Source organism: Bartonella sp. CL25QHWL, from assembly GCF_042195335.1.
Taxonomy (GTDB): domain Bacteria; phylum Pseudomonadota; class Alphaproteobacteria; order Rhizobiales; family Rhizobiaceae; genus Bartonella.
Genome location: NZ_JBHIOE010000001.1, coordinates 298,294 through 315,454, shown reverse-complemented (window position 1 = coordinate 315,454; position 17,161 = coordinate 298,294). Strand labels below are relative to the sequence as shown.

Sequence of the window (17,161 nt, the reverse complement as noted above, 5' to 3'; positions counted from 1 at the left end):
AAGCAATGCATTATCTCCACTCTATAAAAAATTCACTCTTAAAAAACATTGTCATAAACGCTTTTGAAAAACATAAAGCCAAATTTAAAAATGATAGGAAAGATAGGCACTCATTTTTGCCTTTATAATTTTATATTCTTGCTTCATTAGATTGTTTCCCATTTCAGAGATTATTCCAATTGATATACGTAATACTTTCGCCTTCATATAGTATAAAAGCTAATATAGCAGAGAACATACGGAGGCATTTTTTGTTTCACAACTGCTATGAAGATGAGATGTTGAGTTATAAGCAACAAAAAAACATTTAATTTCTCAACGCGACTTTTATACCTATCACCACACCTCAAATGAGAGGTTTTTACAGGATAATAGAAAAAGGTGAGCATCCTATATTCTAAAAAGACAGTTTATCCTTTCAGTGTATTTTGCTAAAGGCTTATGCTATAAACGTATAAGCGTGTTTTACTAGAATTTTAACTCTTTCATTTTTAAGGCTTCTGTTATGGGTGTTGTTGCCAAAAATTTTCCCATACCTGATCTTCATCGGGTTCGTCGTGTTCTCTTTTCTGTGTCTGATAAAACGGGTGTGGTTGCTTTTGCACAAGCCCTTCATGCTACTTACAATGTTGAATTAATTTCAACAGGAGGAACAGCAAAAACCCTCATAGCAGCTGGTTTACCCGTAAAAGATGTTGCTGAAGTTACCGGATTTCCTGAAATAATGGATGGGCGTGTAAAAACACTCCATCCTTTGATTCATGGTGCTTTGTTAGGGGTAAGAGAAGATCCTAGCCATAGGGAAGCTATGGAAAAGAACAGCATTCATGGAATTGATCTTTTGGTGGTGAATCTTTACCCTTTTGAAGAGACGATCCTATCGGGAGCCGATGGGCAAACGATTCTTGAAAATATTGATATCGGTGGACCGGCGATGATTCGCGCCGCGGCAAAAAATTATGCTTATACCGGTGTTGTAACAGCGATAAAAGATTATGATTCGATTCTAGCTGAATTAAAGCAGCATAATGGATGTTTAAGCTTATCTATGCGTCATCAGCTAGCAATGCGCGCTTATGCACACACCGCTGCTTATGATACGGCAATAGCAACGTGGTTTGCACGGGATTTAAAAATTGAAATTCCATCATGGCAGAGTTTTTCCGGTCATCTTGAAAGTGTTATGCGCTATGGGGAAAATCCACATCAACAGGCAGCATTTTATCGCAATAATGAAAAACGTTTTGGTATTGCAACAGCAAAACTTTTACAAGGCAAAGCGCTTTCTTATAACAATCTGAATGATACAGATGCAGCCTTTGAGCTTGTGGCAGAATTTGATCCGCAAAAAACCGCTGCTGTCGCTCTTATTAAACATGCCAATCCTTGTGGTGTTGCGGAAGGAGAAAATTTGAAAGAAGCTTATTTGAAAGCTCTTATGTGTGATAATGTATCGGCATTTGGTGGAATTGTTGCTTTAAATCAAACCCTTGATGAGGAATGTGCTGAAGAAATTGTTAAAATTTTCACAGAAGTGATTATTGCTCCTGATGCCACAATGGCGGCACGTGAAATTATTGCCCAGAAAAAAAATCTTCGTTTGCTCATTACAGGTGGAGTTCCTGATCCACGCTGTGGAGGACTTCTTGCGAAAACACTTGCAGGAGGCATTTTAGTGCAATCACGTGATAACGTGGTGGTGGATGATCTTAAATTGCAAGTAGTGACAAAGCGGGCACCAACTCAAGATGAAATGCGTGATCTTCAATTTGCTTTTCGTGTAGCAAAACACGTTAAATCAAATGCTATTGTGTACGCGAAAAATAGCGCAACAGTTGGAATTGGAGCCGGACAAATGAGCCGCATCGATTCAGCAAAAATTGCTGCAAGTAAAGCAGCAGAAAGTGCGCAAAGAGCAGGCTTAACAGAAACTCTCACAAAAGGATCTGTTGTTGCATCAGATGCATTTTTTCCTTTTGCAGATGGTTTATTAGCAGCAGCTGAAGCAGGGGCAACAGCAATTATTCAACCAGGAGGCTCCATGCGTGATGAAGAAGTTATCGCCGCTGCTGATGCACAGGGTTTAGCAATGGTTTTTACAGGAACACGACACTTCCGCCATTAATAATTTTGCTGATTCCCTCTTCGTATGAGACAAATGTTTCAAGGAATTTTTCATAATCATCGTATAACTATTGATAACTATTGAAATGGAAGCAGTTATTCAATCCAAAGAATCTACACGTGAAGAAGTTTATCACCGAAGAAAATGCACATAATTTAGCCATTGTTTAGGGAAAGAATATTGTTCTTGTTGATATTTTTAATGGTTGCCCTTTCACATGAGGAAAATGTTAAAGGGATGTTATCTTGTATGTAGATGCATACCTGTTATGATATTATAACACAACTCTTTTTAGTAATATGCTCTATTCTTAAACTAAAGAGTGTAATGAAAAGTTTGAGTAGAGGATATGAATATTCTACGTTTTTATAGTAATTGGCGCCGTTATCGTCGAACCGTTAATGCGTTAAGTCGTCTTTCAACATATGAACTCAGCGATCTTGGAATTTGTCGAGGTGATATTGATTCAATTGCACGACGTTATTCGCGTAAATCTTTATGAAAGTTGTTTGAGATATTTGAGAGAATGCTTTGCTCTGAAAAAGCGTGCATTTTGTGATTTGTTATTACGCCTTCATTTTTAAGAGCAGAAGAGTTGTTTTTCTCAGCCATTGCTGTGTATTGTTTCTCAAATTTTCAGTGTTTCTGTGATATACAACATTTGATTTATAATGATAATTTAGCGTTATTCATATTGAATTAGAACTCCGAATACCGTGAGATTCTTCCATTTCAAATCTATGTATGTTGAATCAACCAAAACCATTCGCCTGCACGTTACAAGCGGGGAGAGCTGTATGGATAAAAACTATTAAGAAAAGGCTAAAAATGCCTCTTATGAACCATCTCTAGTGCCAAGAGTTGTTACAAACATTGGGCACTGATAAATAGTGTGATAGTGCCGAACTGCTCCTTCATAAGCGTAAAGATGGGGGGTGCTTAATGGATTTACCGTTATACCCATCACGGGCATCGTCGCAAAATAAGCTTGGAAGCGTTAAGGGATTTTTCTTTAAAATAAGTCCGTAAATATACAATACAATAGCGCTCTGTTTTTCGTGAGGAGTGTAGCCCTATTAATGCAACTCTCTCAGAGATAAATATTGATCCCAACAGCACACTTAAAAACTTATCGAAGATACGCAACGGCTTAATTTTCTCTCCATATCTTTAAAGGATCAAAATCTTTAACTAGTACTCATCTGTCAACAATGGTCTTTCAAAAAACTTTTTTTCTGGAGCCAATCCCTTTTAGCATCACCTCATGAGATTCTATGAGCAAACCTTGCCTAAAAACATCCAACCCATACTCTAACAAAACTCTTCATGTATAAAATTGATATGATCTTCAAATTTTGAGAATATTACCACAATAAACGATAATGTTTTGCGACACGCAAGATAAAACGCAATATACTATGGGTTGGAATAATGTTCTAATTTTTTATCAAACGCTTTACGGATAAAACGCCAACGAACTTTTTCCTGAAATGCTGGACGAAAATATAAAACAATCTGTTGTGTCCGTTGTGGACCTGTTAATTCTGCAAAATCAATCGAATCTTCAAGACAAATATCTGCGTCAGGCGATATAAAATACCATACTTGTTCGCTCTTCACGTTCTCATTCTTTACGGCTAAACACACACGTTCGCCATCATAGTTAACTTCAACTTGTGGATGAAGATGAAACCGAACAGCAACATGATTTTTTTCATTTTGCACACTCTTGTGTCTCTTTCCCCCTTTATTGGGCATAAAAAAGCGATCAAAACCCTCAATCATATCTCCATTTGTCGCCAAAATAAGACCACGCTCATGAATAAGATTAAAGGGTCGCATATAACCATTATGACTCGCAATAAAACCCGTCTTCTCTGAATCCTCTATACGGCACACTTGAACATCTGTTGGTCCATCAAACAAAAATGGCGCACCATTTTTCTTTTTATGATAAAAAGCACCCACTGAACAATCATTAAGCGTAGCTGTTGAATGTGCTGCAGTAACACGCCCTAAATGTCGATAATCTTCCCGCCCATCAGGATTAACACCGGTATTGATAATAAAACGGTGCCCTTGTGAAGACATTTCAAAAGACAAACACCCCGAACAAGCCTGCTGTGCTACAGAGCGGGGTGGAAACTTTCCTGTATCTGCAAGCACTGTTGTTTGATTGGCTTTTAAGCGCTGAAATCCTGAATAACGGGCATAACTAAAAGGATGTCCTCCTGTTTCATCAAGCTCCAAAAGTGATGATAACCGTTCCGATACAAGGGGACCAACCCCATTAAAATGGGCCAACGTTTGATCCTCATGGATAAAGAATCGTAAAGCTGGCAACATACGCTCAACAGAATCAATCAAAATACGGGGTGCTGTTTCATTGCTACGCATAAAAAGATGCCGTAACGACAATAAATCCGATAACAAATTCAGCAAAATAACAGGACTACGGGAAATATGCCCACCATCAACTAGGATTTGACGGGAAAGCTCCTCTATAAGTGTGGTTTGTACCTTTTTTTTCACTGCCGCAGAAACAGGCAAAGCAAGAGATGCGAATGTCAAAGCCACTGCTGCTTGTAAACGTTGATCATTGTGCTCCATACTACAAATTGTTACGCGCAAATAACGAAATTGCAAACCAAGTGCACGTAAAAAGCGTTTTTCAAACCGTTCACTTGCCCCTTCTAACAACATTTTCGAATGACAAATCCATGAAATCAAGCGCCGCGCCACAACAGGATCACTCCAAGCAAGCCCTTTTACCTTCTTACCAGCATGGTCAAACCAGTCTTCTAAAAGAGAGCGTGCATGTGCAGAAGCTAAATCACTTCCTGCTGCCTCCATATGGCGCAACCAATGAAAATCATGTAGAGCCGCTTCCCATTCTAGCGTTGGTGGAACCAATGAAAACGGAGAAACAGCACCAGAATGAACAATGTGACCAGCAAAAGCAAAACGACCATGATAAAATTCATGCGCCATCATCGGATCAGCTACATGCAAATCCATGGGATGCGCTAAAATTTTATGAGGACGAAACCCTGAAAACCGCCAACGAAACAATGGTCCAACCCATAAACGCCGCATAACATTCTGTATCGTATCGATACAGGCTGCCACTTTTACCTGAGGAGCTTTTACCGCAACCGCCAAAATTTTATCTCCATTTATGCTGAATCAAATACAATTTCGACCATTTTTGTAAATGAAGCGTTAATTAAGCAATTTTTCGTAAGCGCGCAGCAAAAAAACCATCCATTCCTAAAAATACGGTTTTCTCAGCATCAAAATTTTTATGACAAAAATCCGCAGGCGTTGTCCGTAACATCCCCCCACAAAGCAAATGTTCCAGTGCTCCCATTTCCTCTGGATAAATAGGGTCTAAAACAATGTCATTGCGTGTCGATAAAATTTTTTCAATAAGATCTTCACCTTCTTCTCTTGCCAATGAACAATTGGAAAAAACAATCCGTCCCCCCTCCTTTACCAAAGAAATTGCTGCGACAAGCAAATCATATTGCAACGCCGCTAACTTGACGATATCTTCCCTCGATTTCGTCCATAAAATATCCGGATGACGACGGATTGTTCCTGTAGAAGAACAAGGAGCATCAAGAAGAACTGCATCAAAAAGCTGTGTGGGATAGAAATTTCTCACATCGCCCTGCCAAATGTGAACTGAAAAATGAAGCCGTTCCATATTTTCTTTTAAACGCTTTACGCGGTTAGCAGAAAGCTCAATTGCTGTCACCTCTGCCCCTTGCAAAGCCAATTGTGCTGTTTTTCCCCCAGGGCTCGCACAAAGATCAGCAACGCGTTTACCCTCAATACTCCCAAGTAAACAAGCAGGCAAAGCTGCTGCAAAATCTTGGACCCACCAAGACCCTTCACGATAGCCTAGTAAATCAGAAACAGAACACTCCAGACGCTTCAATCGAACAGAACCATTGGGCAATACCACACCGCCAAGCCTTTCAGCCCATCCACCACTATCAGATTTCACTGTCAAATCGAAAGGAGGTTCCACACTTTGAATTGCGATAATCTGATGTGCCTTTTCTGTTCCATAAGCTGATATTAAAAGCTGTCCAAACCACGCTGGCACACCTTCAATGGTAGGAACTTGTTGACGTAAAGGCTCTGCCTCACGTGCAACATTGCGCAAAAGAGCATTCACCACCCCTGAAAAACGGCGCATTCGAGGATCAAGTTTCGCCACACGCACAGCTAAATCAATAGCCGCATGATCGGGAATATCAAGATAAAGAATTTGTGCAACACTGATATGCAAAAGATGCTGAAGTGAAAGTGCTTGTGAAGGCAAAGGACGCGCCAAAAAGCGTGAGAGAGCCGCCATAATCTGCCCTCGATGACGCAATGAAGCTGTTAAAATAGCCCGACATAACAAACGATCTCGTTGTGAAAGCTTCAAATATTGTGGATGTCCGTGTTCATTATCCGTCAAACCAGACAGAGGCGTGTACTTATCAACTACCGCCCCCAAAAGACGCACACACACCTGTCGAACAGCTAATCCTGGAACATTTTTTTCAGACACATGCCCCGCTTTTTTGTGTTTCAAACCACCACCTTTATATCACAGTTTTCTCAAGAGCTCCCTCAATAACTCTATGAACGAGATCTTTTTGAATTGTCATAACGAAGCCAAGAAGGACGTTTTGTAACACGCTGAAAAGAACTATTTTCTTTCTCACCTAATGCATGAGCCTGACCACTATGAAAATCTCCATAGTTCATCCCGCTGCTTTTTTCATGTATAGCGTCTTCTTTATTCCATCCCACACTTTTGGCAAGAGCCCCTTTCATCTCTTCTGCTTGCTGATAAAGAGCAGCAATACGATTTGCAGTTGCTGGATGTGTCGAAAAAAGACTATCCGCTCCCTCACCGCTCAAAGGATTAATAATAAACAGATGCGCGGTTGCTGGATTATGCTCTGCTTCTTCATTATATACCCCACGTCCCCCATCAGCAATCTTACGCAATGCCGAAGCCAACCATAAAGGATTACCACATATTTCAGCCCCTCTCCGATCCGCAGCATATTCCCGTGTACGGCTAATCGCCATTTGCACCAGCATCGCTGCAAAAGGCGCCACGAGCAATGCAATAAATCCTCCAATTGCCCCAGCGCCATGAGAATCTTCTGAAGAGTTACGCTGTCCTCCCATAAAGAAAGCAAAATTACCAAGCATTGAAATTGCCCCTGCAATCGTTGCGGTTAGAGTCATTGTTAACGTATCACGATGCTCAATATGTGCGAGCTCATGCGCCATAACGCCGGCAATTTCCTCAGCGCTTAACCGCTCTAACAACCCAGTACTTGCAGCAACAGCTGCATTTTGCGGATTACGTCCCGTTGCAAAAGCATTTGGCTGTGCATTCTCAATAACATAAACCTTTGGTTGAGGAAGAGAAGCCTTTTGTGCTAAATCGCTTACAATCTTATAATAAACTGGTGCTGAATGCTGATCAACTTCACGCGCCCCGTACATGCGTAAAACGATTTTATCTGAATTCCAATAAGAAAAAAAGTTTAAACCACTTGCCATCAAAAGAGCAATGACCATGCCACCGCCCCCTCCAACAAGATAACCAACTCCCATAAAGAGAGCAGTTAAAAAAGCCAAAAGCATAGCTGTACGCATTATATTCATTACTCAAAAAACTCCATGATAAAAGTCAATCAATACTATATGATGGTGTTTTCTTTCTGCTTCTTCAATGGAATAGGTGTAAAATGAATAAAAAAGATGAGAAAACAAGCAAAAAAAATGCAACTGTCGTTAAACAGCAATCTCTTTCTCCCGCAGCACAACGCGCCCTTAAAGAAGCTGAAGAAAGACGAAAACGCGCAGCAAAAAAAGAACAACCTTTAGAAAACGGCGGACGCGGCGGCAAAGACCCTTCCCGCTATGGAGACTGGGAAATTAAAGGCCGCGCCATTGATTTTTAAAACCATTGATTTAAAAAAAACGGCGCAATTTAAACAAGCAGCTTTTTAATGAAAATCCGTTTTTGATAGACAAAAACGGATAATATTTATTTTTCTAAAGCTTTTAAAAACACATTGATTAAACAATCATGCTTCTTATGCTGAAGCAGATTCTGCTTCAGCCGCTGCCGCTGCTTCTTCTGCTGCTTGCTTTGCTGCTGCTATACGTTCTTGTGCTTTTTTACCCGGTTCACCTTTATGTGGATTATTACGAGTTGGACGCTTTTTCAAGCCAGCTGCATCTAAAAACCGTAAAACGCGATCTGTTGGTTGAGCCCCTTGCCCAAGCCAATATTGGATACGTTCTTCATTAAGTTTCACCCTCGGTCCATCTTTAGGCAACATTGGATCCCATGCACCAACACGTTCAAGAAACCGCCCATCGCGCGGACTACGAACATCTGCAACGACGATATGATAGTAAGGACGTTTTTTTGAACCTCCACGGGACAAACGAATTTTCAATGCCATATTTTATCTCCTATTGTCAGCTCTGGCTTTCGTTTAAATTGACTTTTTTTGTTTTTTGCTCTTCAGCAATAACTTCATGATGACTCACAACTTCTTTAATAATAAATTTTAAAAATCTTTCAGCAAAATCAGGATCAAGATCACTATCCATAGCCAATTGCCGCAAACGCGCTACCTGATATTGCTCACGCAGAGGATCTACTTTAGGCAAATCATAACGGGCTTTTAAGCGCCCAACAGCTTTCGTACAACGAAACCGCTCTGCTAAGATATGAATCAAAGTTGCATCAAAATTATCAATGGATGCTCGTAAATGTGCCAATTCGTTTAATACTGTTTCCTGCATTATATTCCTTTCCCTCTTTACATCTTATTTTTTCTTAGGATGCTGAGGAAAATTTCCCCCATCGACAATGCCATTGGAAAGACTAGGAAAAGTAGGTCCACGCTTGGGAAGTCCGGGCAAGAGCTTCCCTCCATTACCATTTTCAATTTGCTTTTGAAGCGTTGAGAATTGCTTTGGATCCAATCCCGACAAATCCGGCATAGTTGGAGAATCCCCTCCCAAGTTTCCCATACCACCAAAACCCATTTTGGAACCAAGGCCTCCCAACATCTTTCCCATAAAACCACTTTTTCCTTTACCACCCATGGCTTTCATCATATCAGCCATTTGGCGATACATCTTCAAAAGTTTATTAATATCAGCCGCCGTCGTACCAGACCCCTTAGCAATTCGTTGTTTGCGGCTATGTTTTAAAAGCTCTGGATTCGCCCGCTCTTTGGGTGTCATAGATGAAATAATGGCCAATTGACGATCAAACAAACGATCATCAAACCCCGCAGCCGCAATCTGCTCTTTGACTTTCCCCATTCCTGGCAACATGCCCATAATACCGCCCATTCCACCCAGTTTTTTCATTTTCTGCAACTGTTCTGCAAGATCATTCAGATCAAATTTTCCGGCTTGCATTTTTTTTGCAAAAGCAGCAGCTTTCTCATGATCCATTGTTTCAGCAGCTTTTTCAACCAAAGAAACAATATCCCCCATTCCGAGAATACGATCAGCAATACGACTGGGATGAAATTCTTCTAAAGCATCTATTTTTTCACCAGTTCCAATTGCTTTAATTGGTTTACCTGTAACAGCACGCATAGAAAGAGCAGCGCCACCACGCCCATCACTATCCATACGTGTTAAAATAATCCCCGTAATCCCTACACGCTCATCAAAAGAACGAGCAAGATGAACGGCATCTTGCCCCGTCAAACTATCAGCCACCAACATAATCTCATGAGGAAGGGAACATGCTTTAATTTCAGCCAATTCGAGCATCAAAGCTTCATCAATATGATTACGTCCTGCTGTGTCAAGAAGAAGCACGTCATAACCACCTAATTTAGCAGCCTGCACGGCACGTGATGCAATATCAACGGGCAGCTGACCCGCAATAATAGGCAAGCTTGCAAGTTTTGCCTGCTCTCCCAATTGGCGCAATTGCTCCTGTGCAGCGGGACGGCGTGTATCTAATGACGCCATGAGAACTTTTTTATTGTGCTTATCAGTAAAACGTTTTGCAAGCTTTGCTGTTGTAGTTGTTTTTCCGGAACCTTGCAAACCAGTCATCATGATAACAACTGGAGCTGGTGCATTTAAATCACTCAGAACGCTTTCATTTCCAAGAATATGAACCAATTCATCATGAACAATTTTAACCACCATTTGGCCTGGTTTAATTGATTTAACGATTTCGGCCCCAACAGCTTTTTCCCGAACTCTATCGGTAAAAGAGCGCACAACATCAAGAGCAACATCAGCTTCCAATAAAGCGCGACGAATTTCACGCAGCGCCTCTACAACATCCTGATCCGATAAAGCGCCACGTCCCGTCAAATGAGACAGGATAGAACCAAGTCGCTCTTGCAAGGATTCAAACATCATTTACCTCATTGTTGCATAACAAACAAACCAAAATAGCATCCGAGAACGCATCGCGCCGTCGGATGTTGACCTCTGAGATCTCTTTATACCCTTAAACTGGGGTCTCAGTCGGTGGCTCCAAGTTAATTTTGTCACTGAAAGCTTGCTCCTTCAAACAATAAAACCCCAGCTTTGTCAAGTTTTATCATAAAATATCTTTTTATACGAAGAAATAAAAACAACAAATACTATACTTCAAAACTTTCAACTTCAACACGCATAAAACAACCTGTTTCCTGTTCCATGCTCCATAATTTTCCACTAGAGATATCAAACCAAACACCATGCAATGTCAAAAAACCTTGATCTTTGCGAAGCTTAATCCACGGAAACGTCTCTAAATTTCTCAACGAATGGCGAATAGAAAGCTGCTCTAATGCCGTCTGTTTTTCTGGCCAAGACAGCGACTTATTATTCAAAACGATTTCTGCTGCTGGTGCTAAGAGACTTATCCATTGACCGATAAAATCATTTGATAATAAAGATTTATATGTCTCATTAAGAGCAGTACGAATGCCTCCACAATGGGCATGACCAAAAACGACAATATGTCTCACCTCAAGCAATTGCACAGCATATTCAAGAGCTGCTGATGTTGCGTGATATTGGTCATCAGGAGAAAAAGGAGGAACCACATTCGCCACGTTGCGCAGGGTGAAAATTTCCCCTGGCTTAGCATCAAAAATCATTTCTGGTACTGCACGCGAATCACAACAAGCAATGACCAAAACTTCAGGTTTCTGCCCCTCAATCGCCAATTGCTGATAATCTGCTATTTTATATAAAAAATGATTGTTTATAAAGTTTTGGTAACCACTTAAAAGTCTTTCTGGTAAACGCGCCATTCTCTCTTTACTTTTGCTTCTTTTTTTACTTTTATTTTGTATATTTTAAAAAACAAACTATTAACATACAAAAATACTAAAAGTGCCCTTTCCTTGAAGCAAAATATTTCTTTAAAGTGCAAAATATTACTAAAAAATAGCAAAAACAAACTCATTCTTTCCAAATAAAGAGCTATTTTCTTTAGAAAGAAGGTGTTACAGTATATAAAAAATATAATGGTCTGCTTTTAATTAAAGACCCCTTAAGAGCAAAAAGGGAGAGTGAATGTGTTGCAACAAAAAAAAACAGAGACAAAAAACACCCAAGATAAAATAGAACAAATCCTTTTTGCCCAAACCGATAAAGAAGATATTGCTTATTATGAAAATGAAGAACTTCAAAAAGCCACAGCCATCGCGGTAAAAGCTTTTAATCTCCATCAGACGGGAAAAAATACCATCTGCTTTGAGCAAAATTTAACCCGTAGTAACAGACCTATAACCGTTATCACGCTTGTCAATGATAACAAACCCTTTCTTCTCGATTCTATTTTAAATGTTTTTAATCAACACAAAAACCATATCTATTTGATTGCACACCCCATTATTGATTGTGCTTCTGGAAAACGCATCAGTCTGATGCAAATTCACATCGAGTCATTAAACAAACAGCAAATACAAAAACTTGAAAATGAACTCACCTTAGTTCTTGAACAGGTTAATGCTGCTGTACAAGACTGGAAACCTATGCTTGAAGAAGTTGAAAAGCAGATTCATGCCTACCAAATAAGTCTTCCCCCACACTACAAACAAGAAGGCGAAAAAGCTATTGAATTTCTTCACTGGCTAATGGACGATAATTTCATTTTCCTTGGTATGCGCACTTACAACTTCATCAAAGACCAAAAACCCCTAAAATCCTTTACAGCCAGTAATATTGAACTTGGTATACTCACGGATGCTTCTATTCATATTGTTGACGATAAAAGCATGAAAGAACCTCCTCAAGAAGTTTTATCCTTCATGGAAAGCGATAATCTGTTTATCGTGACAAAAGCGAACAGCCGCTCCAAAATTCACCGTTCTGTTTGGCTCGATTATATTGGTCTTAAAATCTTTGATAAAGAAAACCAACTCTGTGGAGAATTACGCATTGTAGGGCTTTTTACCTCCTCAGCTTATACACGTTCTATTTTGCAAATTCCTTTCTTAAAAGAAAAAGCCCGAACTATTATTCAACGACTTGGACACAATCACGCCGATTATTCAGGAAAAGCACTCATCAGTGCTTTAGAAACCTATCCAAGAGATGAAATGTTTCGCTCTGATGTTGATACATTGACAGAAAACACTAAGCTTATTCTACAATTAGATGAGCGCCCACGTTTACGGGTTCTTGCCCACACTGATTCTTTTGGACGCTTTGTTTCTATCCTTGTCTACGTACCGCGTGACCAATATAGCAGCAGCTTGCGTGAAAAAGTTGGCGAACATTTTGTTGAGCTTTATAAAGGTGACTTTTTTGAATCTTATCCGCTATTTTTGGAAAGCACCCTTATACGTGTCTATTATATCATCCATCGCAAAGGAAACGAAACTGTTCCCCTTCATGAGCGCTCCACACTTGAACAACATGTACGTTCGATTGCACGAAGTTGGGAAGACAGGGTTCAAGCCATCGCTCTTACCCAGAAAATAACAGAGCAACAAACACGTCTAGCCAGTGAATTCCCCAACAGCTATCGTGATTTATTTTCAGCTGAAGACGCTATTAACGATGCCGGACATATTCTAAGTCTTCATGATGAAAAGCCCCTTTTCGTGATCTTTTATCACGCACAAAACAAAGAAAAACAGTACATTTCTCTTCGGCTTTTTCACCGCCATGAAGCTCTTGCCCTTTCCAAACGTGTACCACTCCTTGAAAATATGGGGTTTCGCGTTATTGCTGAACAAACCCTTGAATTACCAGATGGCAATGGGCGCTCTGTGTATCTTCATGATATGCAGCTGGAAAGTACTTTCCAGCGCTGTATCGATTTTGAAAAAGACGGGCAAAAACACGCCGAAACCTTTGAAGCCATTTGGGCACAAAATGCTGATAATGACGGCTTTAATGCTCTCACACAAACAGCTGAGCTTGATTGGCATGAAATTGTTATTTTGCGCCATTATGGGCGCTATCTCCAACAAGCTGGAATTCCTTATTCGCAAGATCGCGTTGCCCAAACTTTAAATGCTTATCCTGACATTACCCAAGATCTTTATGCTTTATTTCATTTAAAATTTCATCAAAGCCATACAGAAAAAGAACGGGAAAAAAACCAACAAGTCATTCAAAAGCGCATTGAAGAAAAATTACGGAAAGTCTCTGGTTTAGATGATGACCTGATCTTACGCCGTTATTGTAACCTTATCGAGGCGAGTTTACGAACGAATGCCTTTACGCCTCTTCCTGATGGAAATCCACGGCGTATTTTAGCCACCAAATTAAATCCACGCCAGATTGAAGGTTTGCCTGAACCGCGCCCTTACCGAGAAATTTTTGTTTATGGACCAGAAGTTGAAGGGGTCCATTTGCGTTTTGGACCTATCGCTCGTGGCGGCATTCGTTGGTCTGACCGTGCATTAGATTATCGCACCGAAGTGCTTAGCTTAGTCAAAGCCCAACAAGTTAAAAATGCAGTTATCGTTCCTGCAGGTGCAAAAGGTGGATTCTATCCCCATCGGCTTCCCCAAACAAATGACCGTGCTGTCATCATAGAAGCAGCACGACAAGCTTATACAGACTTTATCACAGCTTTGCTCTCCATCACAGACAATCTGATTAACGGCAAAATAAGCTCTCCCCACAATGTCATCTGTCATGATGACCCTGACCCCTATTTTGTTGTCGCGGCAGACAAAGGAACAGCAACTTTTTCTGATACAGCCAACGCCATCAGCCAAGCAAATCACTTTTGGCTCGATGATGCTTTTGCCTCTGGAGGCTCAGCAGGTTACGACCATAAAGACATTGGTATTACAGCTAAAGGTGCATGGGAAGCCGTCAAAAGACATTTTAGAGAATCATTTAATCACGATATTCAAACAACGCCCTTCACCTGTGTCGGTGTTGGCGATATGTCTGGTGATGTCTTTGGCAATGGGATGCTGCTTTCCAAACAAACAAAATTGATTGCCGCTTTTGATCACCGCGATATTTTTATTGATCCAGATCCGAACATAGACGAAAGCTATGCAGAGCGTATGCGTCTCTTCAAACTGCCTCGCTCAAGCTGGCAGGATTACGATAAAACCAAATTATCAAAGGGCGGTGGTATCTTCTCACGAAAAGAAAAAACCATTACTCTCTCACCTGAAGCAGCACAAGCCATTGGTTTCGAAAAACAAACAGGAACACCCTTTGAAATTATCTCTGCTCTTCTCAAAGCCCCTGTTGATCTTTTATGGTTCGGTGGCATTGGTACTTATATCCGTGCTGCAACAGAAAACGATGCCCAAGTAGGTGATCGTGCAAATGATGCAATACGCATTACCGGAGAACAAGTGCGTGCAAAAATTATTGGCGAAGGGGCTAATCTTGGTGTTACACAACGTGGACGAATTGAATATGTCTCAAATGGTGGTCGATGCAATACGGATGCCATTGACAATTCTGCTGGTGTTAATTGTTCTGATATTGAGGTCAATCTCAAAATTGTTCTTGCATCAGCACTACGTGCCAAAACGTTAACCCGCGAAGATCGCAATAAGCTCTTGAAAAAAATGACGCCTCAAGTCGAGCAACTCGTCTTGCGCAACAATTATCTACAACCTCTTGCGCTTTCTTTGGCGGAAAACCAGAGCACTGCTGATTTGCCCTATCAAATACGCTTTATGCACGACTTGGAACAAAAAAAGCTTCTAGATCGCAGAGTTGAAATACTCCCTGATGAGCAAATTTTACGACAAAGAACAACCCAAGGCAAAGGTCTTCTCCGTCCAGAACTCGCCGTTATTTTTGCCTATGCTAAATTGACCTTAAAAGAAGAAATTGCTAATAGCCCCATTGTTGATGATCACTATTTCAATACAACCTTGCTGAACTATTTTCCAACCCAAATTCAAGAAAATTTTAAGAAGGAAGTTATTAACCATCAATTGCGTCGTAATATTATCGCAACGCTGATTGCCAACGATATTGTAAATCGTGGAGGCCCCACTTTTGTTAATAGACTACACGATGCAACAGAACAAAAGACTGAAAATATTATTCGCGTTTTCATTGCCATCCGCGATGGTTTCGAAATTCCTCAATTATCTGAGCAAATTGATAAGCTTGATAATAAAATACCCGGTCTTGTCCAAAATAAATTCTACGCAGCAATGACCCCAATGCTCTTTGAAACAACCAATTGGGGTTTGCACAACATAGATCTCTCACGTCCATTAGAAGAAATTGTAAAAACAATAAAGCAAGCCCGTAGCGTTATTGAAAAAGAGCTTATGCATTCTCACGACAACGATATTAAGCAAAAGATTGAAGAAAAAGCATTACACTACAGCGAAGAGGGAGCACCAAAAGCATTAGCAAAACAATTAGCTCTCTTGGAAGCTGCTTCAACAATATGTGATATTTCTTTAATTGCAAAAAAAAGCAACAGTGATCTTATTAAAACCGCAGAGATCTACTTTTCACTTGCGCAAATCATTCGTATAAACCGCATTAACGAAGCAAGTCGTATAATTCCTGTAGTAGATTATTATGATAGTATGGCTTTAAGCCAAGCCAAAGAAAATGTTTCTGAAAGCTTTCGGCAAATCGTTATGAAAATCCTCAAAAATTATGGAAAGAAAAAAGATCCTTTTGACACTTGGAAAAAAACAGAAGAAGATCATATTCACAGCATTACAAACCGCATTAGCGCCCTTATTGAAAATGATCTCAATATTTCTCGTTTTACTTTTGCAGCAGGATTGATTTCTCAACTTCAAAATATTGGCTTTCAAACCTAAAGCAAATACAAAACGACCCACTCAATCTCCCGTTCTATCCCACCACCACGACAAACCAACTAAGACAGAGCAGAAGTTTGCATTTTAGACATAACACCAACAATAAAAATCTCGCTATTTATCACAATAGAATTGTTTGCAACAATTTCAAAAAAAACACCAGGATTGATTTCTCTCCCTAAAAACATAAACTTTCAGACTTAAAAGCAGTACAAAACAGCTAAGCTTTTGCTCCGTTCTATCCCCCCATGACTAATCAGCAAGGGAAGAACGAAAGCCCTATCCCGCATTTTTAGACAGAGCACTCAAAATAAAAAATAAATTCAGATTTTACTGTCAAATATCCTTCATCATAAAAATATAATATATTGATTTACAATCATAATTTTATCATTTTTATGATAACTGATAACCCGATATTCTAAAATTGTCTCATTTAAAATCTGTTTATATTCAATCAATTAACCCCATTTCCCCTTGCATATTGCAAATGGGAAAGCCGAATAGATAAAAACAGTAAAGAAAAGACTAAAAATGCCCCTCATAAACCGCCTCAAATGCCAAAATCCGCAGTAACATTGGGAGTTAGCAAATATAATATGATGGTGTTGCCCCAGCTTATTACTCCATAACCGAAAAGATGGTAGCCCTTAATGGCTCTATCGTTATACCATTCATAGGCGGCATCGTAAAATAAGAAGCACTGAGAAATATTTTTTTAAACAAATACGTAAATATG

General features: G+C 40.0%; 11 protein-coding genes. 4 read left to right on the top strand and 7 right to left on the bottom strand.

Annotation, left to right across the window (positions count from 1 at the left end; genetic code table 11):
* Nucleotides 1-505: 505 nt before the first annotated feature.
* Together purH and ACFILY_RS01125 are read left to right on the top strand one after the other, a co-directional pair.
* Nucleotides 506-2,125 carry a bifunctional phosphoribosylaminoimidazolecarboxamide formyltransferase/IMP cyclohydrolase gene (purH, locus tag ACFILY_RS01130; protein WP_375637335.1) on the top strand — a complete coding sequence of 540 codons (1,620 nt, stop codon included), beginning with the start codon at nt 506-508 and terminating at the stop codon, nt 2,123-2,125.
* Between the two features lie 349 nt (nt 2,126-2,474).
* Nucleotides 2,475-2,627 carry a DUF1127 domain-containing protein gene (locus ACFILY_RS01125; RefSeq protein WP_273790070.1) on the top strand — a complete coding sequence of 51 codons (153 nt, stop codon included), beginning with the start codon at nt 2,475-2,477 and terminating at the stop codon, nt 2,625-2,627.
* Between the two features lie 914 nt (nt 2,628-3,541).
* On the opposite strand, the gene ACFILY_RS01120 is transcribed toward ACFILY_RS01125, so the two are convergent.
* The 3 genes from ACFILY_RS01120 to htpX form a co-directional block, all read right to left on the bottom strand.
* Nucleotides 3,542-5,287, bottom strand: coding sequence for a heparinase II/III family protein (locus ACFILY_RS01120; protein ID WP_375630700.1), 1,746 nt, complete (start codon nt 5,285-5,287; stop codon nt 3,542-3,544).
* 64 nt (nt 5,288-5,351) lie between these two features.
* A complete protein-coding gene (locus ACFILY_RS01115; protein WP_375637333.1) occupies nt 5,352-6,716 on the bottom strand; it encodes an RsmB/NOP family class I SAM-dependent RNA methyltransferase in 1,365 nt (454 codons plus the stop codon).
* 47 nt (nt 6,717-6,763) lie between these two features.
* The gene (gene htpX, locus ACFILY_RS01110) at nt 6,764-7,810 is read right to left on the bottom strand and encodes a zinc metalloprotease HtpX (RefSeq protein ID WP_375637331.1); all 1,047 of its coding nucleotides are present in this window, start codon (nt 7,808-7,810) and stop codon (nt 6,764-6,766) included.
* A gap of 83 nt (nt 7,811-7,893) precedes the next feature.
* Between htpX and ACFILY_RS01105 the strand changes: the two genes are divergently transcribed.
* On the top strand, nt 7,894-8,109 hold the full coding sequence (locus tag ACFILY_RS01105; RefSeq protein WP_273790074.1) for a DUF1674 domain-containing protein: 216 nt from the start codon (nt 7,894-7,896) through the stop codon (nt 8,107-8,109).
* A 135-nt stretch (nt 8,110-8,244) separates the two neighbouring features.
* Here the strand turns inward: ACFILY_RS01105 and rpsP are convergent, their stop codons facing one another.
* The 4 genes from rpsP to ACFILY_RS01085 all read right to left on the bottom strand — a co-directional run bounded on the left by rpsP (nt 8,245) and on the right by ACFILY_RS01085 (nt 11,445).
* Complete coding sequence (gene rpsP, locus ACFILY_RS01100) at nt 8,245-8,619, bottom strand: 30S ribosomal protein S16 (protein WP_273787601.1); 375 nt, start codon at nt 8,617-8,619, stop codon at nt 8,245-8,247.
* Nucleotides 8,620-8,635: 16 nt separating this feature from the next.
* Nucleotides 8,636-8,965 carry a chorismate mutase gene (locus ACFILY_RS01095; protein ID WP_273790075.1) on the bottom strand — a complete coding sequence of 110 codons (330 nt, stop codon included), beginning with the start codon at nt 8,963-8,965 and terminating at the stop codon, nt 8,636-8,638.
* A gap of 24 nt (nt 8,966-8,989) precedes the next feature.
* Nucleotides 8,990-10,558 (bottom strand): signal recognition particle protein, encoded by a 1,569-nt coding sequence (ffh, locus tag ACFILY_RS01090; RefSeq protein WP_375637358.1) that lies wholly within the window; start codon nt 10,556-10,558, stop codon nt 8,990-8,992.
* Between the two features lie 230 nt (nt 10,559-10,788).
* The gene (locus ACFILY_RS01085) at nt 10,789-11,445 is read right to left on the bottom strand and encodes a carbonic anhydrase (RefSeq protein WP_273790076.1); all 657 of its coding nucleotides are present in this window, start codon (nt 11,443-11,445) and stop codon (nt 10,789-10,791) included.
* A gap of 267 nt (nt 11,446-11,712) precedes the next feature.
* On the opposite strand from ACFILY_RS01085, the gene ACFILY_RS01080 reads away from it, so the two are divergent.
* A complete protein-coding gene (locus tag ACFILY_RS01080; protein ID WP_375637329.1) occupies nt 11,713-16,422 on the top strand; it encodes an NAD-glutamate dehydrogenase in 4,710 nt (1,569 codons plus the stop codon).
* Nucleotides 16,423-17,161: the final 739 nt, after the last annotated feature.